This window comes from Actinoplanes sp. NPDC051388, assembly GCF_055586225.1.
The window spans coordinates 393619-418754 of the sequence record NZ_JBVJIP010000007.1; the positions used below are offsets into that span (position 1 = coordinate 393619).

A 25136-nucleotide genomic window follows, 5' to 3' on the forward strand; every position below is an offset into this window, starting at 1 on the left:
TGCCCTTTCGGTCAGGTGGTGGTCAGTGCCTTGCCCAGGCGGTCCAGCTCTCGTTCGAGGCCGCCTCGGCGTTGCCGCGGAATGTCCAGGCCGTCCAGATAGGCGCCCTGATCGGTCTGCACCAGCCGGGTGCCGCCGCCCTCTCCGAAGAGCTCGATGCTCTGCACCGAGACCGACAGCCGCCGGCCGGACTGGGTCATCTCATAGCTGAGGACGATGCGGCGGTCCGGCACGATGTCGTAGTAACGGGCGGTGTAGCGGAACGGCTCCTCGCCGACCGGCCCTTTGGCGCTGGTCTCCACGCCGCCCACCCGGAAGTCGAAGGTGCGCTCGCCCTGCACCCGCCAGTGGTCCGGGCCGCCGAGGAACCACTGCGCCTTCGCCTCGGCGCTGGAGAAGGCCCGGAAGACCCGCTCGGGCGTCGCGTCGTAGTGGCGCTCGAGCGTGATGGTCTCGTGCACGATCGTCATGGGGCATCCTCGTCAGCGGTGGAGTCCAGATAGGCGCCGAGGCGGTCCAGCCCGGCGGCCAGGCCGGCCCGGCGGTCGGCGATCCAGTCCTCGGCCGTGCGCAGCGCGGTGTGGTCGATCCGGCAGGTGCGGACCCGGCCGGCCTTGTCCGAGCGGACCAGCCCGCTGCTCTCCAGGACCCGCAGATGCTGCATGACCGCGGGCAGCGACATGGACAGCGGCGCCGCCAGCTCGGACACGGACGCCGGCCCGTGGCCGAGCCGCTCGACCATGCTGCGCCGGCTGGGATCGGCCAGCGCCGCGAACATCAGATCGAGCGGTTACTGATAGTTAAGCACGCCCTTAAGTATTGCGCTGCGGCGGTGACTGTCAAGCGTCGCTGTGCATGCCCGGCTCGAACACCGCTTGGCTGCCGGCGCATCGGGATTTGGCCCAGTACATGGCGATGTCCGCATCGCGCACCAGCGACGCCGCGTCCGCGATCGGCGTGCCGCGGGTCAGCGCGACGCCGATGCTCGCGGTCACCACCAGCTGATGCCCGGCCACCCGGTGCGGGCGGTTGAGGGAGGACTGCAGCCGCTGCGCCATCGTCAGCGGGGTGTGGCCGTCGTCGAGCCCGTCCAGCAGAACCAGGAACTCGTCTCCCCCGAACCGGCCCGCCGTGCCGCGGTCGCCCAGTTCGGCGCGCAGCCGCTCGGCGACCCCCACCAGGATCTGGTCGCCGACCGCGTGGCCGTACGTGTCGTTGATCAGCTTGAAGCCGTCCAGGTCCACGAAGAGCACCGCCGCGGCGGAGGTGGCGGCCAGCAGATCCAGGAAGTGCGCCCGGTTCGGCAGGCCGGTCAGGTGGTCGTGCAGCGCGCTCGCGCGCAGCTCCTCCTCCTGCTCGCGCAGCGTCTGCAGCACCGCTTGGTAGTCCAGTGCGACGGTCAGCAGCGCGGCCCACTGGTTGATCGGCTCGCGCCCGGTGGCGGCCTGCAGGTCCACGCGGTCCACCGTGGCGAGCAGCCCCCAGTCGCGGGAGCGCACCCGCACCGGCACGACGAAGGTCAGTGCGCCGGGCTCGGCACGGGCCGCGTCCAGGATCGAGCCCGGCGGGAACCCGGCGGCCGTCACCGGTGGTTGCGGACCGGGCTGCTCGCCGTCCCGATGGAAGTGGCCGACGATGTCCAGGCTGCGGTCCCCCTCGCCGGGCTGCTCGGACCACAGCCCGAGACAGCCGGCCAGCGCCGGCGTGCGACGCAGCCAGCCCAGCTGCCGCGGGTCCTCCTCGTGGCTGCGCAGCAGGTCGAGGCTGATGTCATATTGGCTGCTCAGCGAGCGCTGCAGCCGGGTGCGCTCGCGGTATTGCGAGCGGCCCTCGGCCCGCAACGTCTCGGGCGTGCGCACCGCGTCGGCCGCACTGCCCGGGAACTCGGGCGCCGGGCAGCCGCACGATTCGCGCACCACCAGGCGGGTCGCCACCTCGCGCCGCACCGGCGGTCCCCCGGCGCCGCGGATCGCCGACAGCAGCGTCTCCGCGGCGGTGGAACCGATCTGGAAGAGCGGCTGCCGCACGGTGGTCAGCCGGGGCTCGGTGAAGGACGCGTCCGAAAGGTCGTCGAAGCCGACGACGGCCTGGTCCGCCGGCAGCCGGCAGCCGGCCTCGGTGAGCACCCGCATCAGGCCGATCGCATTGAGGTCGGTGCCGGTGACCACCGCGGTCGACGGCAACCCCGCGGCGAGCATGGCGTGGGCCGCGCCTTCGCCGCCGGCCTCCTGGTTGTCGGCCGCCTCGAAGATCAGGTCCGGGTCCGGCGCGAGGCCGTTCGCGATCAGCGCCTGCCGGTACGACGCACAGCGCTCCCGCTGATCGACGGCGCCCATGAACCCGGCGAACGCGATCCGCCGGTGCCCGTGCCGCACCAGGTGCTCGACCACGGCCCGCACCCCGACCCGGTTGTCCGGGAACACCGTCGGGCAGTCGAGCTCGGGGAATTCGTGACTGACCACGACGACGGGCCGGCCGGTGGCCTGGATCTCGTGCAGGTACTTGGCGCTGGCCGCGTTCACGATCACCACGAAGCCGGCGGCATGATCCCAGGCCAGTGGGTGCGGCGGGTGCGGCGGCTCGGTCAGCTCCCGCTGATCGGTGCCCGCGTCCAGGGTCTGCACGGCGACCACGGCGGCACCGGCGCCGGCCGCGACGTGGGCGATGCCCTCGAGCACGCCGCCGAAATACCAGCCGCCGAGAAAGGGGGACAGAACGCCCAGAACGAGCCCGGCGCTCTCGTCGTGGATCTTGCGACCCCCGGCATGTCCACTCTCGGCCATCCGTGCCCCTTCCGCCGGCCTGGCGACATCATCGCACTGCCCGCCGCCGCTCAGGGAGCGCGATGAGGGCCGCGGTCAGAAGATCGGCGGTGCGGCGCTGCCATTCGTCGGGGGTCCAGCCGCAGACGTCGGTGAATTGCAGATAGGTCTCGGCGTTGCTGAGCACGAAGGCGATGTCGCGCGCCCGGTCGGTGTCCAATTCGGGCCGCAGGGCGCCGCGCTCGGCGAGCAGGGCGACGAAGAACCCGTTCGCCATGCGCGTCTGCTCCTGATTGGTGTCCCACTGTGCGGCCACCTCCGGGTCGGTGCCGGTGGCCCCGCGCACGACCCGCATCAGCGGCGCGATCCGGTCGATGATGGACCGGCCGGTGGCCAGCCACAGCTCGACGATCCGCACCGGATCGGTCTCCGCCTGGATCTCCTTGACCCACGGCCGCTCCATCAGCGGCACCGGCTCGTCGTCGCCGGCCGCGGCCACGTCGAGCGCCTCCTTGAGCAGCGTGCGCTTGTTTCCGAAGTGGAAATAGACCGTCTGCACGGCGACGCCGGCCTCCTCGGCCACCTGGTCCAGCAGCGTCGCGCCATAGCCGTGCGCGACGAATCGCGACGCCGCGGCCGCGATGATCCGCCGGCGGGTGGCACGTGCCTGCTCCGCCCGCGTCGGCTTTTTTCCCTTGACAGATCCCGCCACCCGCTAGAGCCTACTCTAGTCGGTTACTAGAGCCAACTCTAATGAATGGAAGAGAGATGCCTGACCTGTCCGGCTTCCACCACGTCAAGCTCCCGGTCGGCGACCTGCGGCGCAGCCGGGATTGGTACACGTCCGTGCTCGGTCTGCGGGTCGAGGTCGAGTTCGTCGAGGACGGCACCCTGATGGGCCTCGCCCTGACCGACGCGAGCGGCCGGATGCGCCTGGCGCTGCGTCTCGACCCGGCCCGCGCGGCGGCCCTGGCCGGCTTCGACCCGGTCGCTCTCGAGGTGCCGAAACGGGGGGACGTCGAGGCTTGGCGGGGCCGGCTGGACGACCTGGGCGAGCCGCACGGCGGCATCGTCACCGGACACCGGGGCGGCGCGGTCCTGATCGGGCTGCACGACCCGGACGGCATCGAGATCCGGCTCTACGCGGTCTGACACCGACACCACGATGGAAGGGAACGACCATGATCGAAAACGACATCACCCGCATCCGGCTCGACGGCATCGAGGTGGGTTTCACCGATTCCGGCGGCGACGGCGAAGCGCTGCTGCTGATGCACGGCGGCGGCCTCGCCGACTTCTGCACGCCGCTGGCCGGCACGCCCGAGCTGAAGGACTTCCGGGTGATCCGGCTGGTCCGCGCGGGCTATCCGGGCAGCACCGCGGAGGGCTTGAGCGTCGCGGATCACGCCCGCCACGCGGCCACCCTGCTGCGCCGGCTGAATGCCGCGCCCGCGCACGTCGTCGCCCACTCGTCCGGCGCGACCATCGCGCTCCAGCTCGCGGTCGACGACCCGGCCACCGTTCGCTCGCTCGCGTTGATCGAGCCGCCGCTGGTCGACCCCCTGGTCGACCCGGCCGACGTCGACGCGGTGCGCACGGCCTTCGGACCGGTCATCGGGACGGCGATGGGCGCGGTGGCCCGTGGCGACAACGCGACGGCGTTCGACGCCTTCATGACCCTCGTGTGTGGACCGGACTACCGCGCCGTCATGGACGACGTCCTCGGCGCCGGTCTGGTCGACGAAGCGGTGCGCAACAGCCGGCAGTTCTTCACCAGCGAGGTCCCGGCGCTCTCCGCCTGGACGTTCGACCCGGCAGTCGACCAGCCGGTGCTGCTGATCCAGGGCGGCGACAGCCCGGCGCCGACCCACCGGCTGATCGCGCACCTGGCCGGTCTGCTCCCGAATGCCTCGGTCACCACCGTCGACCACACCAACCACCTGCTGCCGCTGACCGCACCGGCCGAGCTCGGCGCACTCGTCGCCGATTTCTGCCGGACAAAGGCGACCTAGTCTGGAGGACATGACCGCTGACCTGGGCGCCGACCACCGGCGGCTGTCCCGCACCCTCTTCGACAGCCGTGCCGTGGGCTGGCGCTCGGTGGATCTGCAGCTGCTGTCGATCGCCGGGGTGGCCGACCAGGTCGAGCTGCCGGGCATCGCGGCGCAGCTGATCGACCTGCAGATCCAGGGCACCCGCACGGTGGCGAGCCGGGGCCGGCGCGGGTGGGCCGAGGGGCGGGTGCGCCCCGGGTCGCTGTCGACGACGGCGCCGCACCGAGCCAGTCACCTGCGGTGGACCTCGCCGGCCGGCGACGACCGGGTCACCCAGATCCGACTGCTCATCCCGGCGCTGACGATGGCCCGTGTCGCCGACGAAGTCTGGGGCGGCCGCGCCGGCGGAGCGCGGCCACCGGACGGACTGGCCTTCGACGACGACGTCCTGCGGTCCGTGCTGACCCGCCTGCACCGGGCCGCCCGCGCCGGGGTGACCGACCTCTATGCGGCAACGGCCGCCGAGTTCATCGCGGTGCACCTGCTGACCAACCACGGAACGGCGCCCGCACCCGCCGGGACGCTCCGCGACGACGCCCGCGTCACTCGCGTGATCGACCTGCTGCACGCCAGCCCGGGCACCCCGGTGACGCTCGCCGAGCTCGCCGCCGAGGCCGGCCTCAGCCGGTTCCACCTGTTGCGCCTGTTCAAGCAGCACACCGGCGAGACCCCGGCGCGGTTCCATCTGCGCCTGCGCATCGACCTGGCCCGGCGGCTCCTGCGCACCACCGGGGCGGGCGTGTCGGAGATCGGGCTGCGGTGCGGGTTCGCCGACTCGTCCCACTTCGCCAAGGCGTTCCGCCGCCAGGTCGGCGCGTCGCCGTCGGCCTATCGTCAGTCGTCGCTCACCACGGAGTAGGCGACCTCGCGCTGGGCGTCGTGCTCGGCCAACCGGGCCACGAGTGAGGCGCGGACGTCTTCGAAGGTGTCCGAGCCGAGCGGGAGGCGCAACGGCGTCCGGCCGAAGTCGACCAGATCGATCATCGCCGCGGCGATCTTGCCGGCGTCGTTCGGCAGCCGGAAATCCCCACCGGCGATGGCCCGCCGGACGTCCCCGGCCGGCGTGCCGTCGTATTCCGGCATGATCTCCGCGGTGTCCAGGGCCGAGCCGAACCCGGTCGGCGTCGCACCCGGCTCGACGATCGTCAGGCCGATGCCGAACGGGGCGATCTCCTGCGCCACCGTCTCGCAGAACCCTTCGATCCCCCACTTCGAGGCGTGGTAGTAGGAGAAGTTGGGATAGGTGGTCTGCCCGCCGGCGGTCGACACCTGCAGGATCCGGCCACTGCCCTGGGCCCGCAGATGCGGCAGCGCGGCCCGGATGACGTGCACCGATCCCAGCAGGTTGGTGTCGACGACCCGGCGGATCTGCTCGTCGGACGCCTCCTCGACCGAGGCGAACACGCCGTAGCCGGCGTTGTTGACGATCACGTCGATCGTGCCGAGCGCGGCGAACGCCTCGTCCACCACCCGGCGGACCTGACCGGGCTCGGTGACGTCCAGCCGCGCCGGCCACAGCCGGTCGTCGTATTTCGCGGCGAGCTCCGCCAAGGCCTCCGGGCGGCGCAGGGTCGCCGCGACCCGGTCGCCGCGATCGAGCAGCCGTTCGGTCAGCAGGCGGCCGAAACCGGAGGAGGTGCCGGTGATGAACCAGGTCAGAGGCTTCATGATCCGAACGTACTTTCCCCGGGGCCGCTCGTCCGGTGCAGGATTGCCGTCCCGGAGGGGTGATATTGCCGCCGGCCAGAGGCAACCGGATGGTGAGGTGCGGTGTGTCTTCAGGTGTGCAAGCAGACTTCGACACCTTCTACGGCGCCACGGTCCGGCGCGTCGTGCTCTATCTCTATGCCTCCTCCGGCGACCGGGCCGAGGCCCAGGACATCGCCCAGGAGGCGTACGCACGGGCCTGGCAGCACTGGCCGAAGGTCTCCGGGTACGACGACCCCGAGTCGTGGGTGCGCACCGTCGCCTGGCGGCTGATGGTCAACCGGTGGCGCGGCCTGAAGCGCCGGCTCGCCGCCCGGGCCCGGATGGGACCACCCGAGGTGGCGCACAGCCCGTCGCCGGACCGGGTGGCAGTGATCGACGCCCTGCAGCGACTGTCCCAGCCACAACGGCAGGTCATCGCATTGCACTACCTGCTGGACATGTCGATCCACGACATCGCCGCGACCATCGGCGCCCCGGAGGGCACGGTCAAGGCGCGGCTCTCGAGGGCCCGGACCGCTCTCGCCCGGCTGCTCGACGAACACGAGGAGGAGAACAACGATGTCACGTCCCATGCCTGATCGACTGCGCGAGTTGGAGAACGACGTCCGGGATCTCCCGGTCATGCCGGCCGCCGACGTCCGGGCCCGCGGACGCACCCGGGGTCGCCGGCAGCTGGCCGCCTGGACGACGGCCGCCGCGGTCGTCGTGACCACGGCGGGCGTCGCGTTCGCCTGGCCGCAGCAGCGCACCGCGCCGCCGGCCGTCCCGCCGGTGCCCGGGCCCGCGGTGAGCTGCGTTCTCGATCTGCCGGGAAGCCCGGACGAGGTGCGGCTGCGGGTGCTCGACGGCGGGGCGCCGGCCGATCTGCTGGACGCGACGGTCGGCCGGCTGCGCGCTCGCGAGTTCACCGTGCTGGACGGCACCGTCCGGGACCCGGCGGGTGCGACCGTCATCCGCTATGGCCCCGCGGCGATCGGTGCGGCGGCGCTCGTGCGGGCGGAGGTGCACGGCGAGAGCGCCATGCGGTTCGATCCCGGCCGCCGCGACGAGACCGTCGACCTGGTCCTCGGGCCGGACTTCGACCGGCTCGCCAGCACCACCGAGGTCAACCAGAACCTGGTGGCCGCCGGTGCGCCGACCGCTCCCCCGCAGTGCCCCTGACCCGGAGTCAGGGCCGGACGTCGCGGGTCAGGGTCGCGGCGAGCAGCAGCGCCGCGGCCAGACCGGCGATCGTCCATCCGGTGCTGCTGACGGCCCAGTCGCCGAACGCGTAGGGGAAGACCGGGAGATGCTCGCCGAGCGGGCGGACCAGGGCCCAGGCGGTGCTCACCGGCACGATGGTGACGGCCCAGCGCTGCCCGGGAGTGGCCTCGCCGCGCGCCCGGCGCCAGGTCACCCAGGCGGTGGCCACGGCGGCCGCCGCGAACCCCTGGGCGAGCACCGCCCAGGGGTGGCCGAAGAACGCGTCCCGCGCCCACCAGACCGCCGCGCACCAGACGCCCAGCAGGACGGCGATGCCGCAGGAGCGGGCCAGGGTGCGCCAGGCCAGTCCGCGCGGCGCCGGGTCGACCACCGCGGCGGCCGGCTCGTCGAGACACCAGCCGACCGCCCCGGCGAGCAGCCCGACCGCGGTGCCCTGCATCGGCCACAGCGTCCAGTTGTCGTAGCGGACCGCTGCGAGCAGGCCGACGACCAGTAGGGACGCCGCGGCGATCAGGACCCAGGGCACCGCGCGGGCCGCGTGCCGGAGCATCAGAGGGGCGGACCGGTGAGCGGGTTGTAGACGGCCTCGGGCAGTCCCAGCGTCATGGTGAGCACGACGGCCAGCACCGCGACGGCCACGGTCGCGCCGATCAGCAGGCGCAGTCTGGCACGGTCGGCCTCCGGGTCGTGGTAGATCGCCACCAGGACACCGAGCACGCAGACGGCCGCGAGGTAGGCGAGCCACACCTGCGGCGAGCCGGGGAGCGCCGCCCAGTGGTCGTCACCGGAGTTCCACCCGACCGGGCCGTACCAGTAGGTCCACGGCCAGATCACCCGCCAGTGCCAGGTGGATTCGAAGTTGCCCTGCATCACGATGGTGACCAGGACGACCAGCACGACCGCGAGCGGAGTGACGCCGCGGCGGGGCAGCCAGCGGGCGATCAGCAGGCCGAGGATCGGGCCGCTGACGGCCGGGATCACCCCGAGGGCGAACATCACGGTGAAGACGTCGCCGTCGCCGAGCTCCCCGAACGGCACGGTCGCCGGCGCCGGCGGATTGACCTGATAGGCGACCAGCGCGCCCGCGTACCAGAGGAGGGCGGTGGCGAAAGGCACGACGGTGGCCACCGCCAGGGCCGCGGTCCGTGTGCGTTCCGGCACCGCGACCGAGCCCGCGGCCTCGGCGGCCCGGTCGGACCGGCGGGTCAGGCCGGCCATCACGATCAGGCCGAGAACGCCGAGCAGCGCGGCCGGGGCGATCATGTCAAGCGCGGTCGACGGGCCGGTCGAGGACGGCGAGATGAAGTTCACCGCGGTGACGACGACGAGCAGGGCGGCGCCGAACCAGTACAGCTTGGCGCCGAGGTAGTGCCGGATCTCGCGCCGGGCGAGGACGCGGAATATCGAGGTGGTGTCCGGGGTGACGGAGGTGGTCATGCCGGTGCTCCTTCGGGTGTGGCGCTTCTGAGCAGGAGGTAGGCGTCCTCGACGGTCGGCTCGACCGCCGCGGAGTCGGCGGCGGGCCGCCCGCCGACCGATCGGATGAGTCCGGTGCCGGTCCGCCAGGTCTGAACGGCGCCGGGGATGGCGGACGGGCCCTGGTGCACGCGGCCCGCGGCGGTGGCGAGAAGCTCCGGCACGGTGCCGTCGAAGCGGACCCGGCCGGCGTCGAGGACGACGACCCGGTCGCACAGCGCCGAGACATCCTCGGTCTGGTGGGTGGAGATCAGCACCGTGCCGGGCCGGCCGGAGAGCAGCCCGCGCAGCGACGCCCGCTGTTCCGGGTCCAGGCCGGTGGTGGGCTCGTCGAGGATCAGCAGATCGGGGTCGCCGAGCAGGGCCTGGGCGATGGCCAGCCGGCGGCGCTGCCCGCCGGAGAGCGCCCGCACCTTGACGGTCGCGCGCTCGGCCAGTCCGACCTGGGCGAGCACCCGGCGCACCTCGGCGTGCCGGCGCTCGGTGTCGGTCCACTCCTTGAGCACGGCGATGTAGTCGAGGAACCCGATGGCGGTCATCCCCCGCGGGAACGTGACCTCCTGCGGCAGATAGCCGATCCGGCGGCGGGCCTCGGTGCGTTCGGCGTGCGAGCCGGTGACGTCGTGCCCGGCGACCGTGATGGTGCCGGCGCTCGGCGCCAGCGCGCTCGACAGCAGCCGCAGCATGGTCGTCTTGCCGGCGCCGTTCGGGCCGAGCAGGCCGATCACGCCCGGCTCCAGCCGGAGTGTGGTCGGGTGCAACGCCACGGTGCGGTCATACTTCTTGGCGACGTTGTGCAGGACGGCGGTCATCGAGTGACTCCCCGGGCGTGGTGGGTGGTGGCGACGCGGACGAGAAGGGCCACGAGGGCGGCCAGGGCGAGCGCGAACCCGGCCTGTCCGGCTCCGGTGGCGACGGCTTCGATGGTGTGGGCGCCCGCGGCGGTCGAGGCGGCGGCGAGCCAGCCGACCCCCACCACCGCACTGGCGGCCCACGCGGTGAGCCAGGTCAGCAGGATCAGCGTGGCCACGGTCAGGGCGAGTCCCGGCAGCAGCCAGGCGGCGAAATAGCCGCGCAAGGCCGGCACCACCACGGCCACGGCCAGGGTCAGTGGGATCGCCGCGGTGAGCGCGGCCGCCGCCCGCAGCAGGGCGAGCCGGAGCTTGGAGAAGGGCGCGGTCTCGGTGACCTCACGGAAGGGGTCGGTGGCGTCGTACGTCGCCACCACGGCCAGCACCGGGATCAGCGGGGCGAGGATGAGGAACATCGCGGACGGGCCACCGGGCAGCCGCAGCGGGACCAGGCCGGTGAGCACGGCGCACACCACCGCGGCGCCGACCGCCAGCGACCAGGAGAGCAGCAGGTCGCGTCCGCCGCTCACCACGACCAGGTCGGCCTCCGGCACGCCGAGCCGGGCCAGCAGCCGCAGCGGCCAGGGCAGCCGGGGCCGGGTGATCTCGGCGTGCACCTGCTGCCAGATCGGCTCGACGTCCGGAACTACGGTCCTCGCTCCGGCGCGGCAGTCCGGGCACGACGTCACGTGCTCCTCCACGGCCGCCTCGGTCACCGGGTCCAGCCGGCCGCCGGCGTACGCCCGCCAGGTCCGCTCGTCCACGTGCCAGATCATGCGATCCCCTCCAGCAGTCGGCGCCGCATCTGGGCCTTGGCCAGCCGCACCCGGCTCTTCACCGTGCCCTGCGGCACGCCGAGCAGCAGCGCCGCCTCCTTGGTGCTGAGGCCGTCGAGAACGGTCACCTGCAACGCCTGGCGCAGCTCCGGGGACAGCCCGCGCAGCGCCGAGCCGAGATCGCCGTGCTCCACCGCGATCAGCAGTTCGTCCTCGGCGCTGCGCACGCTGGGCGCGAGCGCGGAGAGCACCTGCTGGCCGACCGGCTGCGGGCCTTGCCGGACCCGCAGCCGGGACACCAGTTGCCGGATCGCGATGCCCCACAGCCAGCCGCCGACGTCGCCGTCACCGCGGTAGCTGCGGGCGCTGCGCCAGACCGCGACGAAGGTGTCCTGCAGTGCCGACTGGGCGAGCTCCTCGTCGGGCGTGCGCCGCCGCAGCCGCAGCAGCAGCCAGGCCGCGTGCCGCTCGACCAGTGCCCGCAGGGCGCGCTCATCACCGGCCGCGACCTGCATCAACAGGTCGTTGTCGCTCGGTGCGGGCGTCTCCATGCCTACACTGTCGCGGCCACCGGCCCGATCGGATCACAGCGGCGGCGAGTATTTGCGGCCGTCACCCGTTCGACAGCCGGGCGCGCAGGTCGGACTTCAGGATCTTGCCGACCTTGGACCGCGGCAGGTCGTCCCAGATCTCGATCTGCTTCGGCGTCTTCACGCTGCCGATCCGCGCCTTCACGAACGCGGCGATCTCGTCCCGGTCGGCGGTCGCGCCGGGCCGCAGCTGCAGGATCGCGGTCACCCGCTCGCCCCACTTGTCGTCGGGCAGGCCGATCACCGCGCAGTCCTGGATCGCCGGATGCTGCATGAGGGCCTGCTCGACCTCGGTCGAGTAGACGTTGAAGCCGCCGGTGATCACCATGTCCTTGGCGCGGTCGACGATGAACAGGTAGTTCTCGTCGTCGAGGTAGCCGATGTCGCCGGTGTGGTGCCAGCCGTGCGCGGACGCGGCCGCGGTGGCCTCCGGATCGCGGTGGTAGCCGCGCATCACCAGTGAGCCGCGGGCCACGATCTCGCCGGTCTCGCCGCGCGGCAGCAGCTCCCCCTCCGGGCCCATGATGGCCACGGTGACCAGCGGCGACGGGCGGCCGGCCGAGGACAGCCGGGATCGGGCGATGCCGCCGTCCGGCAGGTAGTGGTCGGCCGGCGCCATGGTGGAGATCATCATCGGCGCTTCGGTCTGGCCGAACAGTTGCGCCATCGGGCCGATCCGGCGCAACGCCTCCTCGAGGCGGGACGCGGACATCGGCGCCGCGCCGTACCAGAAGCATTGCAGTGAAGAGAGGTCGGCGTCGGCCAGTGCCGAGTGCGTGAGGACCATGTAGATGAGGGTCGGCGGGAGGAAGGTGTGCGTCACGCCGTGCCGTCCGATGTTGCCGATGAAGGCGGCCACGTCGGGCTTGCGCATGATGACGATCTCGCCGCCCCGGGCCAGCACCGGGAAGCACAGCACGCCGGCGGCGTGGGTCAGCGGCGCGAGGGCGAGATAGACCGGCCGGTCGCTCCACGGGTAGCTCATCAGCGTGATCGCGGTCATCGCCTCGAGGTTGGCGCCGGTCAGCTCGACACCCTTGGGCCGCCCGGTGGTGCCGCCGGTGCCGACGATCATCGCGAGGTCGTCCACGGCCGGCCGATCGACGGCGTCCGCATCGGCCAGGAACTCGTCGAATTCGGTCTCCAGGCACACCAGCGTCCGCAACCGAGGCAGGCCGCCGCGGATCTTCTCGACCAGCGGCGCGAACGACGCCTGATAGATCAGCGCTGTGCAGCCGAACAGGTCCAGCAGCTCCCGGTTCTCGTACGCCTCGTTGCGCGGGTTGATCGGGCACCAGACCGCGCCGGCCCGGCTGATGCCGAACACGCAGGTGAACGCGGTCGGATCGTTCCCGGAGAGGACCGCCACCCGTTCCCCGGGAACGATCCCCCGCGCGGCGAGAGCCGCCGCGATGCGGACGCTGAGCCGCTGCACCTGCCCATACGTCCGGGTCTCGTGATCGGTGGTCAGACAGGGCGCGTCCGGGTCCAGGGACGCGCCCTTGTCGAGATAGTCGACGAGCCGCATGACTCAGCTCTCGACCGTGACCGTCGGCTCGCGGACCAGGCCGAAACTGGTCAGCACGCCGAGCAGCTCGCGGTGGCCGAAGGCCTGGGAGCCGGAGGCGAAACCGACCCGCCGCGGCGGGCGCTGCAGCAGGTGGTACGCCGCGTACGCCTGCATCAGGCCGGTCTGCTTGTAGTTCGAGTTGCCGTAGATGACGCAGTGCGCGCGGCCGAGCGGCCCGGAGGCGTGCACCGAGTCGACCGACTTGTTCAGGCGTGGGTTCTCGCGCGGCGGCATCCGGTTCATCACCTGGGCCGCGGTCGCGGTCAGCGCGGCGTACCGGTCGTCGGTGTTCATGTCCTTGGTCGCCTCGACGGCGCCGGCGACGATCTGCGGTACGCCGTTCATCAGCGCGTTGTTGAAGACGCCGCCGAGCACCTTCACGTTGGCCACCCGGGGGTCGTTGCGGTACCAGACCGGGTGCGACGTGCCGCCCCACGGCAGCGCCAGGGCGAGCTCGTGCTGGCCGGGCAGCACCAGCTGATAGAGACCCGCGTTCGGATCCCAGGCCTCGTAACGGTTCTGCTCGAGCCGGAAGGCGCCCGAGGTGGCCGCGTTCACCAGGATCGTCAGCGTCGACGCGATGGTGGGGCTGCCACCCCAGAACACCGCGATGTCGAGCGTGTCCAGCCCCGGCTTCTCCAGGCACAGCTCGGCCGCGATCTCGCCGGTGGTGTACATCTGGGCGATGCCGGGCGCGAGCAGCAGCCCGGCGGCGGCGAAGTCGGCGCCGTACTTCTCGTCGCAGGTGATCATCCAGTCCTGCTCGCCGGTGGTGTCCAGATAGTGCGCCCCGGCGGCCAGGCAGGCCTCGACCACCTCGGGCCCGTGCTGGCTGAACGGCCCGACCGTGTTGCACACCACCGACGATCCGGCGAACAGGTCGGTCAGCGACTTGGTGTCGTGCCCGACCTCGACGATCTCGTAGTCGGCGGTCTCGATGCCGGCCACGTTCTCCCGCATCGACGCCTCGAGCTTGCCGGTGTCCCGCCCGGCGGCGACGAACGGCACGTTGTACTCGCGCAGGTATTCGCAGATGAGCCGGCCGGTGTAGCCGGAGGCGCCGTAGACGACGACGGGCTTGGCACTCATGTCACATCCCCATTCCGCCGTCGACCGGCAGGCCGACGCCGTTGATGAAGCGGGCCGCGTCGGAGGCCAGGAACACCACCGCGTCGGCCATGTCGCCGACCTCGCCCAGCCGGCCAGACGGGGTGAGCTCGATGACCGCGCCGACGGCCTCCTCCGGCGAGCCGAACAGCCCGATCCGGGCCACGTCGTTGGCCAGCCCGGCGCCCATCGCGGTGGGAACCAGACCGGGATAGATGCAATTCACGCGTACGCCGTAGCCGAGCTTGCCGGACTCCATGGCGGCCACCCGGGTGAGCCGGTCGACGCCGGACTTGGTGGCCGAGTAGACCGAGATCCCGGGGAACGCGATGGTCGCCGCGACCGAGGCGACGTTGATGACCACCCCGCCGCCGCCGGCCGCGCCACCCGGCCGCATCGTGCGGAAGGCGTGCTTGATGCCGAGGGCGGTGCCGAGCAGGTTGACCTCGAGCTGCTTGCGGACCGCGGCCGGATCGAGGTCGACGATCAGGCTGGTGATCTCGATGCCGGCGTTGTTCACCACGATGTCGAGCCCGCCGAGGATGCCGACCGCCTGCTCGACCGCCGCCGCCCAGCCGTCGTCGTCGGTCACGTCGAGGTGCACGAAGCCGTGGCCGTCGCCGAGCGACTCGGCGATCTTGGGGCCGAGCTCGTCCTGCAGGTCGGCGACGACGACGGAGGCGCCGGCCGCGGCGAGCGCGCGGGCCATGCCCTCGCCCAGTCCCTGTGCGCCGCCGGTGACCAGAGCTCGACGGCCGGTGAGATCGATCTGTGCCATGAAAGCTCCCTGGTTGGTGGGTGCGGGCGAGAGACCTACATCACATGCCCGACCTTGACACTTGTCAAGAGAAATTTGGACACTTGTCAAGGCCCGTACGATGAGCTGGTGACCACGACCCGCCCGGTCGAGAAATTCGACCGCCGCCGCGACGAACTGGCCGAGTCCGCGCTGACCACGCTCGGCGAGATGGGCTATGCCCGGGCCAGCCTGCGCGAGATCGCCGGCAACTCGCCGTTCAGCCACGGCGTCGTGCACTACTACTTCCAGGACAAGCTCGAGCTGGTGATCTACAGCGTCCGCTACTACAAGGCGCGCTGCGTGACCCGCTACGACGCCGTCGTGCGCGACTCGGCGTCCCCGGACGAGCTGGTGGAGGCGTTCGCGGCGAAGCTGGCGGAGACCATCCGTGAGGAGGCGCCGATGCACCGCCTCTGGTACGACCTGCGCACCCAGAGCATGTTCGAGGGCGCGTTGCGCACCGCCATCACGGAGATCGACGCGGCCCTCGAGGCGATGATCTGGCGGGTCGTCGACCGGTACGCGACCCTGTCCGGCGGCCGGTCCACAGTGAACCCGGCCGCGGCGTACGGAATGCTCGACGGCCTCTTCCAGCAGGCGCTGCTGGCGTACACCGCGCAGGGTGAGCCGGTCCTGGACGGGCTCGCCGCCCAGGTCCGCACGGTCCTGCCGCTGATGGTCCGCTGACCGGCCTCAGGCCACCGCGGTCACGACGGCTGACGGGGGGCTGAAACCGCCGACGTTGCGCGCATATACCCGGAATCCGATCCGGTCACCATCGGCGAAGACGAAGCTCCTCGAGGTGGTGCCCGGATCGATCGGGGCGGATCGGGTCGCCTGGGCCTCGGTCTGCCCGCGGGTGATGTTCCAGTAGTCGATGAAGTAGTAGACCCGGTTGGACGGATAGGTCGTCTCGTTCCACTCCACCGTGATCACGCCGTTGCCGGTGCGGGTCGCGGTGACGCCGGTGACCTGGCTCGGCGGCTGCACGCTCACCACGCGCTGCACCACGTTCGACGCCGGCGCCTCGTGGCCCGCGGCGAACGGGACGATCCGCCAGGCGAACGTGTGGCCCTGCTTCTCCGGCACCGAGATCGGCATGTCGACCATCGCCGTGTCCACCTGCCACAGCTCGGGACGGGTCCAGCCGGTCCCCGCGGTCACGTCGCGGGACTCCACCCAGTACCACACGTCCCGCCCGTAGTTGCTCCAGCTCAGCGCGACCGTGCCGTCCGGGTTGACGGTCCCGGCGAGCGTCGTGGGCTGGTTCAGCGGCGGGCAGCCGCCGTTGGTGGACTGCGGCGCCGCCCACGAGTCGTACCAGGTGTTGTCGGTGGCGAGCGGCGCCGCCGCGGGCACCTGGTCGGACGGCGGCGAGGTCGACGCGGCGGTGTTGTCGAACTTGCCGAGCGGCACGTTCAGGAACCGCGGGCGATAGATCGACCCGTCGTGCTCGGCGAGGCTGCGGCAGCCCACGCTCACCGCGGAGGTGTTGACGTTGTACGAGACGATCACCCGTCCCGCCGCGCCCAGACCCGGGTGGATGCGCGCCTCGTAGTAGAACTTGTACTGGTTGCCCGCGCCCCGGGTGCCCTCCGGCGGGGTGTAGAGCGTGACCCGGTTGTCGGTGAACTCGTACGGCTGCGCGGCCGGGTGCGCCACGATGCGCCCGCCGTTCAGGCTCGGCTCGTGCTGCACCAGCCAATAGCGGCCGTTGAGATAGGCGACGCTGAAACCGTTCTCGACGTCCATGGTGGAGATCGGCGCGGCGGCGTTCTGGTCACCCGCACCGGACCACTGCCCGCCACCGCGGTAGAACTGCCAGCTCGACGGGTTGGTCAGGTTGCCGGGGGTGGCCTTGGCCAGGTAGGGCCTCCGGTCGTTGTCCGCGTTGACCACGCCGGCGCCGTAGATGTACACCAGCTCACCCACCCGCACGAGGGCGAGACCCCAGTTGATCGGGTGGCTGCCGTAGGTGTACTTCGGCGGGATCAGGGTCGGGTTGCGGAAGACCGGGTTGCCGCTCTCGAGCTCGCTGATCGGGACGGTGACGAACGCGCTGTGCGTGTCGGTCCACCACGGCGGGTTCTGCGGCTCGTTGCGGTAGAGGAATTTCACCACGTTCGACCCGACGACCATCGAGTCGCCCGGCCAGAAGAACCCGGTCGACAGCGACGAGGCCGGCTCGGCGAACGGGGTGCGGGCGTAGCGGTCCCAGAACGGGATGTCCAGGTTTCGCTCCTGGCAGGTGTTGCCGCCGGTGATCGTCCGCAGGCTGCTGCCGCTCTGGATGACGATCGAGTTCCGCAGGCTGCTGCGGAAGAAGCCGGTCCGCTCGGACGGCTTGTTGAGGAAGGTGTCGGCGAAGAACCAGGCGCGCTTGCCGCTCGGCAGCGCCACCGACTGGGTCGCGTCCGCACCGCTCCAGTCGGCGCAGCCCGCGTTGTCGCCGTAGTTGTTGAACATGGTGTTGAGCGACGCCTGCGGCTCGGTCCGCTGCGGCGCGACGAACAGCAGCCGGTTCGGTGAGCCGTTCGGGTCGACAACGGTGTTCTTGGTGCTCGCGTTGACGAGGGCGGCGTGCACCTGAGCCACCGTGGCAGCCGGATTCGACTGCAGATAGAGCGCGGCCGCGCCGGCCACGTGCGGCGCCGCCATCGAGGTTCCGGTGAAGTCGATCCGCTCGGTGTCGCTGTCGTGGCGCGCCGAGGTGATGTTCACGCCGGGTGCGAAGAGGTCCACGCACGGGCCCCAGTTCGACGACGGGAAACGCAGGTCGGCGTTGGAGACCGAACCCACGGTGAGCACGGCCGGCATCCGGCCGGGTGAGAAGTTGCAGGAGTTCGCGTTCGCGTTGCCGGCCGAGGCGACCACGACGACGTTGCGCTGGGCGATGAGGTTGCCGACGGCGGCCTCCAGGCCGAGGCTGATCGGGTTGTCGATGCCGCCGATGCTGCGGTTCACGACGCCGGGGGTGCCCGCCGGGTGGTGCGCCGCGATCCAGTCGACAGCGGCGATGCCGTCGTCGGACGACCCCGTGCCGCCGCAGCCGAGCACCCGCAGCGCGACGATCGTCGCCTCCTTGGCGACGCCGACGAAGTGCCCGGCCACGGTGCCCGCGACGTGCGTGCCGTGCCCGTTGCAGTCCTGCGGTTCGGCGTCGTCGTCGACCCAGTCGGGACCGGCGATGACCGGGGCACGGAACTCGTTGTGCGTGCGGCGGACCCCCGAGTCGATGACATAGACCCGGACGCCGTAGCCGGTCGCGGAATAGCGGTAGTGGTGGTCGAGCGGCAACTGCGGCTCGTCGATCCGGTCCAGGCCCCACGACGTCGGGTTGGACTGGTCGCCGTCGCCCCGGATGACGACCACCGGCTCCACGTGCGCGACGTTCGGGTCCCGGCGCACGTCGGCGAGCGCCTCCGCCGACAGGGTGGCGGAGAACCCGTTGATCGCCGCGGTGTACTGCCGCCGGACCACGGCGCCCCGAGCCCGGGCCCGGTCGACCAGGCCGGTCCGCGCGGTGCCGGGCGCGATCTTCTTCAGCATCACGACGTACCGGTCCTTGACCACCTCGGCGCCGGCCGGCGCGGTGCTCAGCGGTGCCAAGTCGTCGCCGGGCGCGGCCTGCGCCCCGGTGCCGGCCAGCAGCACCACCACCAGTGCCGCCGCCACCGCGGCGAACCCCCGTTGCGCGTAACCCATCGCCGCCTCCGTCGTCGTCACGATCGCCGGGAACATAGGGCGGCCCCGCATATTCACCGCACATTCCGGTGCGGGCGGGTGCCGGAAACCGGACAGCCCGCCGCTTCATCGACCGATACCGTTGGCGCGGTGATCGTCGGGGTGCTCGGTCCGGTGCAGGTGTTCGACGGCGGCGAGCCGGTGCCGATCGCCTCGCGCAAGCACCGCCTGCTGCTCGCGGTGCTGGCCGGCCGCGCCGGGCGGCCGGTGTCCACGCCGGAGCTGATCGACGCGGTGTGGCACGGGCGGCCGCCCCCGTCGGCCGGCGCCAACCTCCGGTCATACATCCATGCGCTGCGGCGCCTGCTCGGCGCCGACGCGATCGCCGGGCACGGCCGTCCCGGATACGCGCTGACCCTGCCGGCCGAGGACATCGACGCGGAGCGGTTCGTGCGGCTCGCCGCCGAGGGGGCCGGGGCGCTGGCGGACGGCCGGGTGGACGCCGGGCGGCGCTTGCTGCACGAGGCGCTCGGGCTGTGGCGCGGTGCGGCTTTCGAGGACGTCGGCGACGTGCCGATGCTCCAGGCATATGCGGCCGAGCTGGAGGAGAAGCGCCTGGTCACGCTCGACCGCCGGATCGACGCCGACCTGCGCGCGGGCGCCGGCGACGGCCTGGTGGCGGAGGTGCGGCGGCTGGTCGCCCAGCACCCCTACCGCGAGTCCTTTCACGAGCATCTGATGGTGGCGCTGCAGATCGGCGGTCGCCAGGCGGACGCGCTCGCGGCGTACCGGGCGGCCCGCGGCCTCCTGAGCCGCGACCTCGGCCTCGAACCGGGCGAACGGCTGCGCCGGCTCGAGGCCGCGATCCTGCGCGGTGAGCGGATCGGCCCGGCGGCGCCGCCCGTCGTCCCGGACGAGCTGCCGCTGCAGGGCCGGTTCGCGGGCCGCCGGGAGGCGCTCGCCCGGCTGGACGAGCTGGCCGGCGCGACACCGGTGGTGGCCGTCGTGGGTCCGGGCGGTGTCGGGAAGACCGCTCTGGCGGTGCACTGGGCGCACCGGGCGGCCGCCTCGTTCACCGGCGGCCGGCTCTTCGTCGATCTGCGCGGATTCCATCCGGCCGGACCGCTGGCGCCGGGCGAGGCGCTGGCCCGCATCCTGCGTGCGCTCGGCGTCGCGCCGGACCGGGTGCCGGCGGAGGTGGACGAGGCGGCGGCGCTCTATCGCTCGGTGCTGTCCGGCCGGCGGGTGCTGGTGGTGCTCGACAACGCGTCGTCGGCCGACCAGGTGCGCCCGCTGCTTCCGGCCGGCGCCGGCTGCCTGGCGCTGGTGACGAGCCGGAACAGCCTGCGCGGGCTGGTCGCGCGCGAGGGCGCCGAGGTGCTGGAGCTGCGCGCGCTGCCGGTGGCGGAGGGGGTCGCGCTGGTCGCCGCCGTCTGCGCGCCGGACCGGGTGGGCACCGAGCCGGAGGCGACCGAGGAGCTGGTGCGGGCGTGCGGCGGGCTGCCGCTGGCGTTGCGGATCGCCGCGGCCAACCTGGCCGGACAGGCGTCGAGCTCGATCGCGTCCTTCGTGGCCGAGTTGCGCGCCGGCCGCCGGCTGGACCGGCTGGCCAACGCGGGAGACGAGGACCGCTCGGTGCGCGCCGCGTTCGACCTCTCCTACCGGGCCCTCGACCCCGAGATCCGACGGTTGTTCGCGCTGATCGGCCTGCTGCCGGGCGCCGACCTCGACGCGTACGCCGCGGCGGCGCTCGCCGGCCGGCCGGTGCCGGACGTGGCCCGGCGCCTGGACCGGCTGGCGGCCGCCCACCTGCTGGAACGTCCGGCGACCGGGCGCTGGGCGCAGCACGACCTGGCCCGCGAATATGCCCGCGAGCAGGCCGCCGCGTTCGACGGCCGCGCCGCCGTGGGCCGGCTGCTGCGGCACTACCGGCAGCGCGCCCACGCGGCGGCCCGGGTGCTCCACCCACAGCTGGTGCGGCTGGAGAACGACGAGCCCGCGGAGCCGCTGCCCGATCGGGCGGCGACGCTGGCCTGGCTCGGCGACGAGTTCGACAACCTCCTCGCCGCGGCCACCGGGCCGGACGACGAGCCCTGGCGGCTCGCCGACGCGCTCCGCGGCTACTGCTTCTACCAGGTCAAGATCACCGAGTGGCAGACGCTCACCGAGGCCGGCTCGGCGGCCGCGCTCCGGGCCGGCGACGAGCGCGCGCAGGCCGCGATGGCCACCGGCCGGGGGCACTGCCGGTTCGTCGCGGGCGACTACCGGGCGGCGCTGACCCTCTTCGGCGAGGCGCTCACGCTGAGCCGCCGGTGCGGCTGGGCCGAGTCGGAGGCGGCGATCCTCGGCAACCTCGCCGCGTCCCACGGCATGCTCGGCGACCTCGACTCCGCCGCCGAGCACCAGCGGGACGCGCTCGCCATCAACCGCCGGATCGGCTGGCGGCCCGGCGAGCGGGTGTCGCTCGGCAATCTGGGCATCACCTGCTCCTGGCGCGGCGACCTGGCCGGCGCGGAGGCGCACTACCTGGCGGCGCTCCGGCTGTGCCGGCAGGACGGCGACATCGCGGCGCAGGGTGCGCTGCTGGCCCAGCTCGTCGAGGTGCTCACCCTCACCGGCCGGTACGCCGAGGCCCGGTCCCGGGCCCGGGAAGGTCTGCGGCTCGCCCGGGAGTCCGGCCGGTTGAACGCCGAGGTGCACCTGCTGCTGCGGCGGGCGATCCTCGGCGCGCGCGCCGGCCGGCCGGAGGCGGCGCTGACCGACGCCGCCCGGGCGCTGGAACTGGTCGAGCCGACCGGCGACCGGCTGCTGGCTGGGGCGGTGCACACCGCGTACGGATCGGCCTGTGCCCGCGTGGGCCGCACCGCCGAGGCCACCACCCACCATCTCGCGGCGATCCGGCTGGTCAGCGAGGTCGGCGGCCGGGGGTTCGCCGCCGAGGCGCTGGTCGCCTATGCGGAGGACACCGACCCCGTCCATCCGCCGGCCGCCCGCAAGGCGGCCCGACAGGCGCTGATGCTGGCCCGGCGCGGCGGCTACCTGGTCGTGCAGGGCCGTGCCCACGCCGTGCTGGCCGGCCTCGGCGTGGCCGACCGGGTCGCGCACGCCCGTGCGGCCCACCACATCGCCGCCCGGACCGGCTGGCGACTCAGGCCAGCAACTCCACATAGCCGTCGGTTCCGTGCACGCGGATCCGCTGTCCATCGGGGATCGACCGGGTGGCGTCCGGCACGCCGACGACCGCCGGCAATCCGTATTCCCGGGCGATCACCGCACCGTGCGTCATCAGTCCCCCGACCTCCGTGACCAGGCCGGCGACGGCCACGAAGAGCGGCGTCCAGCTGGGGTCCGTGTGGGTGGTGACGAGGATGTCGCCCGGTTCGAGATCGGCCCGGGCCAGGTCCAGGATGACGCGGGCCCGGCCCTCGACGGTCCCGGCGGAGACCGGCAGGCCGATCAGGGCGCCGGTCGGCAGATCGTCGCGCCGGTAGGACCCGGTGAGCGCCTCGCCGTCCGACGTGAGCACCCGGGGCGGGGTGAGCGCCTGATTCGCCCGGAACTCGTCCCGGCGCCGGTCGATCAGCCGGTCGTCCACCCGGTTCGTGCGCACGACGTCGTGGAGCTCGTCGAAGGTGAGGAAGAAGATGTCCTCCGCCGCCCGCAGCACACCGGACCGCACCAGGCGCCCGGCCTCCGCCAGCAGGGCCTTCTTGTAGACGAAGTAGCGGCTGATCATGCCGTACTTCGGATACTCCCGATAGCCGATGAAGGTGCGGACCAGGTCGATCTTCCGCTTGGTTTCCTCGGCCTCCGCCGCGCCGTCCGGCCGCGCCCGCAAGCGCTCCAGCAGCTCCCGCTCCTTCGCCAGGGCCTCCTGCCGGCCCTGCTCGAAGCGCCGCGCGCCGGCGCCCGGCGCGAAGTTCCGGACGTTGCCGAGGATCATCGGTACGAGGGTGGCGGGCCGTTCGCTCCACCGGGGCCGGGTGATGTCGATCTCGCCCGCGCAGCGCATGCCGTAACGGTCGAGCCAGGCCTCGACGGCATCCCGCGCCTCCCGCCCACCGTCCAGTTTCGGCAGCTCGTCCAGGAAACCGTCGTCGTCCCCGACGTGCTCCAGGAAGGCGACCACGTCCGGGTGCGGGCGGATCGCGTCGGCGACGTCGAGCAACGCCAGCCCCATCTCCGAGGTGATGTTGTGCGGCACGGACTGGGTGAGCGTGTCCGCCGCGTTCCGCTCCCCCAGCCACGCCTCCAGGTGCTCGTTGAGCCACCAGGTGGCATCCATCGCCGACATGAACACCTGATGGCTGCGCCGATCGAACAGGATCCGCCGCAGCTCCCCCAGGTCCGCCCGGATGAAGTCGAGCAGCTCCACTCCCGACTTCGTCCGGATGTCGCGTGCGGCGGCGGCGATGGAGGCCTCGCTGAGCGCGATCAGCTCGGTGACGATGGCCGGATCGGGCTCGATCGGGTCCGGCGCCCCACCGGCCGGCGGCCCGGGTGGATCGTCGTCGGGCAGCGGCCGGACGAAACCGTCGCGCTCCAGGACGGTGCGCAGCGCGTCCCCGGTCAGCGGATCGCCCTTCCCGATGAGCTCCACCAGAGCGGCCCGGCTCGCCGGCGCGGCCACCCGCTCGGTGACGTCGACGAACAGCCGGCCGCCGGCCTCGGCCATCGGCGCGGGCGTGGTCATCTGCCAGAAGGAGAGCCCGAGGGGCTTCATGGCGTCGGTCATCATCTGCTGGTGGCCGACCGAGAGATAGACGTGGTTCTCCCGGTCGCCGGTCCGCGGGATGGGGAACAGCGTGGTGATCGGCCGGCTCTGCACGATCCGGAAGTCGTCGCCGGCCAGGCACCATTCGATGTCCTGCGGGCGCCCGAAATGCGCCTCGATCCGCCGCCCGAGCTCCGACAGACGCACGACCTGCGCATCCGTCAGCGCCGGCTGCGCCTGCCGCTCCGGATCGATCACCTGCTCCCGTGTTCCGCCGGCCGGTGCGGCGTGGATGGCGAGCCGCTTGACGCCGATCGTGCGGGCGACCACCTCGCCGTCGCGCACCTGGAAGACGTCCGGGTTCACCAGCCCGGAGACCAGCGCCTCGCCGAGACCGAAGCCGGCCTCCACGGAGCAGACCCGGCGGTTGCCGGTGACCGGGTCGGCGGTGAAGAGGATGCCGGCCGCCTGCGGAAAGACCATCCGCTGCACCACGACGGCCATGCCGACCGTACGGTGGTCGATGCCGTTGCGCCCGCGATAGATCACGGCCCGCTCGGTGAACAGCGAAGCCCAGCAGCGGCTCACGTGCCGGAGGATCGCGGCCGGCCCCACCACGTTCAGATAGGTGTCCTGCTGGCCGGCGAACGAGGCGGTCGGCAGGTCCTCCGCGGTCGCGCTGGACCGCACGGCATAGGCGCCCTGCTCGCCGAGCCGGGCGACGGCTGCGGTGATCAGCGCCGCGATGTCGCCCGGGAGGGAGATCTCCTCGACGGCCCGCCGGATCTCCGCGCTGAGCGTCCGGATCGCCTCCCGATCGTCCGGGTCCACGCGGGACAGCCGATCGAGCAGATCGCCGTTCGAGGGCGTCTCCGCCATGATCCGCCGGAACGCGCCGGTGGTCACACAGAAGCCGTCCGGCACCCGTATCCCGTCGATCCGCGACAGCTCACCCAGGTGCGCACCCTTGCCCCCGACGTCCGCGATCCGCGTCCCGTCGACCTCGCGCAAACCCAGCACATACCGCTCGCTCATCGCGACACCTCCGGTGACGGGACCCAGTCGCTGCGGAGCATCACGCACACCGCGTGGGGGGCGTCGTCGTGCTCGCCGGTGAGTCCCTCGATCAGGCCGCGGCTGCGGACCTCGCCGGCGTAGCGCAGGCCCAGTCGCCGCATGACGGCGCGTGAGCGCACATTGTGCCGGACCGTGCCCGAGACCACCGCCCGCACACCGAGGACGTCGAAGGCGTACGTCAGCCCGGCCTGCCCGATCTCGGTCGCGTATCCCCGGCCCTGGAACTCGCCCCGCACCGCCCAGCCGAGCTCGACCCAGTGCGCGTGTGCGACGAACGGGTGGCGACTCGGGTGCGCCGTGCGTACCCAGGGTTGCGCCGGCAGGAAGCGGTAGACCCGTCCCCAGTCCTCGTCGACCGGCGTGCGGGAGAGTCCACCGCGGCCGACCACCGCGCCGCTCGCCCGGTCATAGGCGATCCACTTGTGCACGTCGTGGTGCTCCCACGACGTACCCATGAAGTCTGCCTTCGCCGTGATCTGCTCGACGGTCGGTTTCTCGTCCTGGTACCACGGCCAGACGGCGTCGTCGCCGTGCACCAGCCAGAGGTCGCGCGCGTTGGCCGGGCCGACCGGCTCGAGCCGCAGGCGCGCCGTGAAGCGTTCCATGCCGCCCAGCCTCGCGCGAACCCGGAGGCCGATCCAAACCGGGGAGGGGGGGGGGGGAAAAACGACCAGGCCCCCCGTGGTGTTTCCAGGCCAGTCCTTTGGGCGGGGGGAACAAAAAGCCCCCCCCCCCACAACCCCCTTTTCCGCCCTAGGAGCAA

Annotated in this window: 22 protein-coding genes and 1 pseudogene; 7 read left to right on the forward strand and 16 right to left on the reverse strand. The window is 72.5% G+C overall.

The window, feature by feature from the left end:
- Window positions 1-11: 11 nt before the first annotated feature.
- The 4 genes from ACZ6TI_RS20445 to ACZ6TI_RS20460 form a co-directional block, all read right to left on the reverse strand.
- Window positions 12-470, reverse strand: a complete 459-nt coding sequence (locus ACZ6TI_RS20445) for an SRPBCC family protein (RefSeq protein ID WP_465346666.1) — start codon at window positions 468-470, stop codon at window positions 12-14.
- Window positions 467-778: an ArsR/SmtB family transcription factor gene (locus ACZ6TI_RS20450; RefSeq protein ID WP_465346667.1), complete on the reverse strand. Its 312-nt coding sequence runs from the start codon at window positions 776-778 to the stop codon at window positions 467-469. The genes ACZ6TI_RS20445 and ACZ6TI_RS20450 overlap by 4 nt, the downstream gene beginning before the upstream one ends.
- Before the next feature lie 61 nt (window positions 779-839).
- Window positions 840-2783, reverse strand: a complete 1944-nt coding sequence (locus ACZ6TI_RS20455) for a diguanylate cyclase domain-containing protein (RefSeq protein ID WP_465346668.1) — start codon at window positions 2781-2783, stop codon at window positions 840-842.
- A 28-nt stretch (window positions 2784-2811) separates the two neighbouring features.
- Window positions 2812-3474 (reverse strand): TetR/AcrR family transcriptional regulator, encoded by a 663-nt coding sequence (locus tag ACZ6TI_RS20460; RefSeq protein ID WP_465346669.1) that lies wholly within the window; start codon window positions 3472-3474, stop codon window positions 2812-2814.
- 56 nt (window positions 3475-3530) lie between these two features.
- Between ACZ6TI_RS20460 and ACZ6TI_RS20465 the strand changes: the two genes are divergently transcribed.
- The 3 genes from ACZ6TI_RS20465 to ACZ6TI_RS20475 are packed head-to-tail and all read left to right on the forward strand — an operon-like array spanning window position 3531 to window position 5675.
- Window positions 3531-3914, forward strand: a complete 384-nt coding sequence (locus tag ACZ6TI_RS20465; protein WP_465346670.1) for a VOC family protein — start codon at window positions 3531-3533, stop codon at window positions 3912-3914.
- A 29-nt stretch (window positions 3915-3943) separates the two neighbouring features.
- On the forward strand, window positions 3944-4774 hold the full coding sequence (locus ACZ6TI_RS20470) for an alpha/beta fold hydrolase (RefSeq protein ID WP_465346671.1): 831 nt from the start codon (window positions 3944-3946) through the stop codon (window positions 4772-4774).
- Window positions 4775-4784: 10 nt separating this feature from the next.
- Window positions 4785-5675: a helix-turn-helix domain-containing protein gene (locus ACZ6TI_RS20475; protein ID WP_465346672.1), complete on the forward strand. Its 891-nt coding sequence runs from the start codon at window positions 4785-4787 to the stop codon at window positions 5673-5675.
- Here ACZ6TI_RS20475 and ACZ6TI_RS20480 read toward each other — a convergent pair.
- Complete coding sequence (locus ACZ6TI_RS20480) at window positions 5651-6484, reverse strand: SDR family oxidoreductase (RefSeq protein ID WP_465346673.1); 834 nt, start codon at window positions 6482-6484, stop codon at window positions 5651-5653. The genes ACZ6TI_RS20475 and ACZ6TI_RS20480 overlap by 25 nt on opposite strands.
- 104 nt (window positions 6485-6588) lie before the next feature.
- Here ACZ6TI_RS20480 and ACZ6TI_RS20485 point away from each other — a divergent pair, with 104 nt between their 5' ends.
- Together ACZ6TI_RS20485 and ACZ6TI_RS20490 are read left to right on the forward strand one after the other, a co-directional pair.
- Complete coding sequence (locus ACZ6TI_RS20485) at window positions 6589-7104, forward strand: RNA polymerase sigma factor (protein ID WP_465346674.1); 516 nt, start codon at window positions 6589-6591, stop codon at window positions 7102-7104.
- Window positions 7097-7687, forward strand: coding sequence for a LytR C-terminal domain-containing protein (locus ACZ6TI_RS20490; RefSeq protein ID WP_465346675.1), 591 nt, complete (start codon window positions 7097-7099; stop codon window positions 7685-7687). Before ACZ6TI_RS20485 ends, ACZ6TI_RS20490 begins: the two co-directional genes overlap by 8 nt.
- A 7-nt stretch (window positions 7688-7694) precedes the next feature.
- Here the strand turns inward: ACZ6TI_RS20490 and ACZ6TI_RS20495 are convergent, their stop codons facing one another.
- From ACZ6TI_RS20495 to ACZ6TI_RS20530, 8 genes are all read right to left on the reverse strand, one after another.
- Window positions 7695-8279, reverse strand: a complete 585-nt coding sequence (locus ACZ6TI_RS20495; RefSeq protein WP_465346676.1) for a hypothetical protein — start codon at window positions 8277-8279, stop codon at window positions 7695-7697.
- Entirely contained in the window at window positions 8279-9166 is an 888-nt protein-coding gene (locus ACZ6TI_RS20500) for a hypothetical protein (protein ID WP_465346677.1), read from the reverse strand. The genes ACZ6TI_RS20495 and ACZ6TI_RS20500 overlap by 1 nt, the downstream gene beginning before the upstream one ends.
- Window positions 9163-10017: an ATP-binding cassette domain-containing protein gene (locus ACZ6TI_RS20505; protein ID WP_465346678.1), complete on the reverse strand. Its 855-nt coding sequence runs from the start codon at window positions 10015-10017 to the stop codon at window positions 9163-9165. The genes ACZ6TI_RS20500 and ACZ6TI_RS20505 overlap by 4 nt, the downstream gene beginning before the upstream one ends.
- Complete coding sequence (locus ACZ6TI_RS20510) at window positions 10014-10832, reverse strand: zf-HC2 domain-containing protein (RefSeq protein WP_465346679.1); 819 nt, start codon at window positions 10830-10832, stop codon at window positions 10014-10016. The genes ACZ6TI_RS20505 and ACZ6TI_RS20510 overlap by 4 nt, the downstream gene beginning before the upstream one ends.
- Complete coding sequence (locus ACZ6TI_RS20515) at window positions 10829-11383, reverse strand: RNA polymerase sigma factor (RefSeq protein ID WP_465346680.1); 555 nt, start codon at window positions 11381-11383, stop codon at window positions 10829-10831. The genes ACZ6TI_RS20510 and ACZ6TI_RS20515 overlap by 4 nt, the downstream gene beginning before the upstream one ends.
- A gap of 61 nt (window positions 11384-11444) precedes the next feature.
- A complete protein-coding gene (locus ACZ6TI_RS20520) occupies window positions 11445-12950 on the reverse strand; it encodes an acyl-CoA synthetase (protein WP_465346681.1) in 1506 nt (501 codons plus the stop codon).
- Window positions 12951-12953: 3 nt separating this feature from the next.
- Window positions 12954-14081 (reverse strand): DUF5938 domain-containing protein, encoded by a 1128-nt coding sequence (locus tag ACZ6TI_RS20525; RefSeq protein WP_465346682.1) that lies wholly within the window; start codon window positions 14079-14081, stop codon window positions 12954-12956.
- Window position 14082: 1 nt separating this feature from the next.
- Window positions 14083-14877 (reverse strand): SDR family NAD(P)-dependent oxidoreductase, encoded by a 795-nt coding sequence (locus tag ACZ6TI_RS20530; protein ID WP_465346683.1) that lies wholly within the window; start codon window positions 14875-14877, stop codon window positions 14083-14085.
- A gap of 108 nt (window positions 14878-14985) precedes the next feature.
- Here ACZ6TI_RS20530 and ACZ6TI_RS20535 point away from each other — a divergent pair, with 108 nt between their 5' ends.
- Complete coding sequence (locus ACZ6TI_RS20535; protein ID WP_465346684.1) at window positions 14986-15585, forward strand: TetR/AcrR family transcriptional regulator; 600 nt, start codon at window positions 14986-14988, stop codon at window positions 15583-15585.
- A 6-nt stretch (window positions 15586-15591) separates the two neighbouring features.
- Here ACZ6TI_RS20535 and ACZ6TI_RS20540 read toward each other — a convergent pair whose 3' ends face one another.
- Window positions 15592-18624 (reverse strand): S8 family serine peptidase, encoded by a 3033-nt coding sequence (locus ACZ6TI_RS20540; RefSeq protein WP_465346685.1) that lies wholly within the window; start codon window positions 18622-18624, stop codon window positions 15592-15594.
- Window positions 18625-18783: 159 nt separating this feature from the next.
- Here ACZ6TI_RS20540 and ACZ6TI_RS20545 point away from each other — a divergent pair.
- A pseudogene (locus ACZ6TI_RS20545) lies at window positions 18784-21006 on the forward strand (AfsR/SARP family transcriptional regulator); the annotation flags it as partial.
- A 724-nt stretch (window positions 21007-21730) separates the two neighbouring features.
- Here ACZ6TI_RS20545 and rph read toward each other — a convergent pair.
- Window positions 21731-24331, reverse strand: coding sequence for a rifamycin-inactivating phosphotransferase (gene rph, locus ACZ6TI_RS20550; RefSeq protein WP_465346686.1), 2601 nt, complete (start codon window positions 24329-24331; stop codon window positions 21731-21733).
- A complete protein-coding gene (locus ACZ6TI_RS20555) occupies window positions 24328-24978 on the reverse strand; it encodes a GNAT family N-acetyltransferase (protein WP_465346687.1) in 651 nt (216 codons plus the stop codon). Before ACZ6TI_RS20555 ends, rph begins: the two co-directional genes overlap by 4 nt.
- Window positions 24979-25136: the final 158 nt, after the last annotated feature.

Excerpts from the sequence above, each read along its gene's own strand:
- ACZ6TI_RS20445 (WP_465346666.1), bottom strand. The coding sequence starts at position 470 with ATGACGATCGTGCACGAGACCATCACGCTCGAGCGCCACTACGACGCG.
- ACZ6TI_RS20450 (WP_465346667.1), bottom strand. The coding sequence starts at position 778 with ATGTTCGCGGCGCTGGCCGATCCCAGCCGGCGCAGCATGGTCGAGCGG.
- ACZ6TI_RS20455 (WP_465346668.1), bottom strand. The coding sequence starts at position 2,783 with ATGGCCGAGAGTGGACATGCCGGGGGTCGCAAGATCCACGACGAGAGC.
- ACZ6TI_RS20465 (WP_465346670.1), top strand. The coding sequence starts at position 3,531 with ATGCCTGACCTGTCCGGCTTCCACCACGTCAAGCTCCCGGTCGGCGAC.
- ACZ6TI_RS20470 (WP_465346671.1), top strand. The coding sequence starts at position 3,944 with ATGATCGAAAACGACATCACCCGCATCCGGCTCGACGGCATCGAGGTG.
- ACZ6TI_RS20475 (WP_465346672.1), top strand. The coding sequence starts at position 4,785 with ATGACCGCTGACCTGGGCGCCGACCACCGGCGGCTGTCCCGCACCCTC.
- ACZ6TI_RS20480 (WP_465346673.1), bottom strand. The coding sequence starts at position 6,484 with ATGAAGCCTCTGACCTGGTTCATCACCGGCACCTCCTCCGGTTTCGGC.
- ACZ6TI_RS20490 (WP_465346675.1), top strand. The coding sequence starts at position 7,097 with ATGCCTGATCGACTGCGCGAGTTGGAGAACGACGTCCGGGATCTCCCG.
- ACZ6TI_RS20495 (WP_465346676.1), bottom strand. The coding sequence starts at position 8,279 with ATGCTCCGGCACGCGGCCCGCGCGGTGCCCTGGGTCCTGATCGCCGCG.
- ACZ6TI_RS20500 (WP_465346677.1), bottom strand. The coding sequence starts at position 9,166 with ATGACCACCTCCGTCACCCCGGACACCACCTCGATATTCCGCGTCCTC.
- ACZ6TI_RS20505 (WP_465346678.1), bottom strand. The coding sequence starts at position 10,017 with ATGACCGCCGTCCTGCACAACGTCGCCAAGAAGTATGACCGCACCGTG.
- ACZ6TI_RS20510 (WP_465346679.1), bottom strand. The coding sequence starts at position 10,832 with ATGATCTGGCACGTGGACGAGCGGACCTGGCGGGCGTACGCCGGCGGC.
- ACZ6TI_RS20515 (WP_465346680.1), bottom strand. The coding sequence starts at position 11,383 with ATGGAGACGCCCGCACCGAGCGACAACGACCTGTTGATGCAGGTCGCG.
- ACZ6TI_RS20520 (WP_465346681.1), bottom strand. The coding sequence starts at position 12,950 with ATGCGGCTCGTCGACTATCTCGACAAGGGCGCGTCCCTGGACCCGGAC.
- ACZ6TI_RS20525 (WP_465346682.1), bottom strand. The coding sequence starts at position 14,081 with ATGAGTGCCAAGCCCGTCGTCGTCTACGGCGCCTCCGGCTACACCGGC.
- ACZ6TI_RS20530 (WP_465346683.1), bottom strand. The coding sequence starts at position 14,877 with ATGGCACAGATCGATCTCACCGGCCGTCGAGCTCTGGTCACCGGCGGC.
- rph (WP_465346686.1), bottom strand. The coding sequence starts at position 24,331 with ATGAGCGAGCGGTATGTGCTGGGTTTGCGCGAGGTCGACGGGACGCGG.
- ACZ6TI_RS20555 (WP_465346687.1), bottom strand. The coding sequence starts at position 24,978 with ATGGAACGCTTCACGGCGCGCCTGCGGCTCGAGCCGGTCGGCCCGGCC.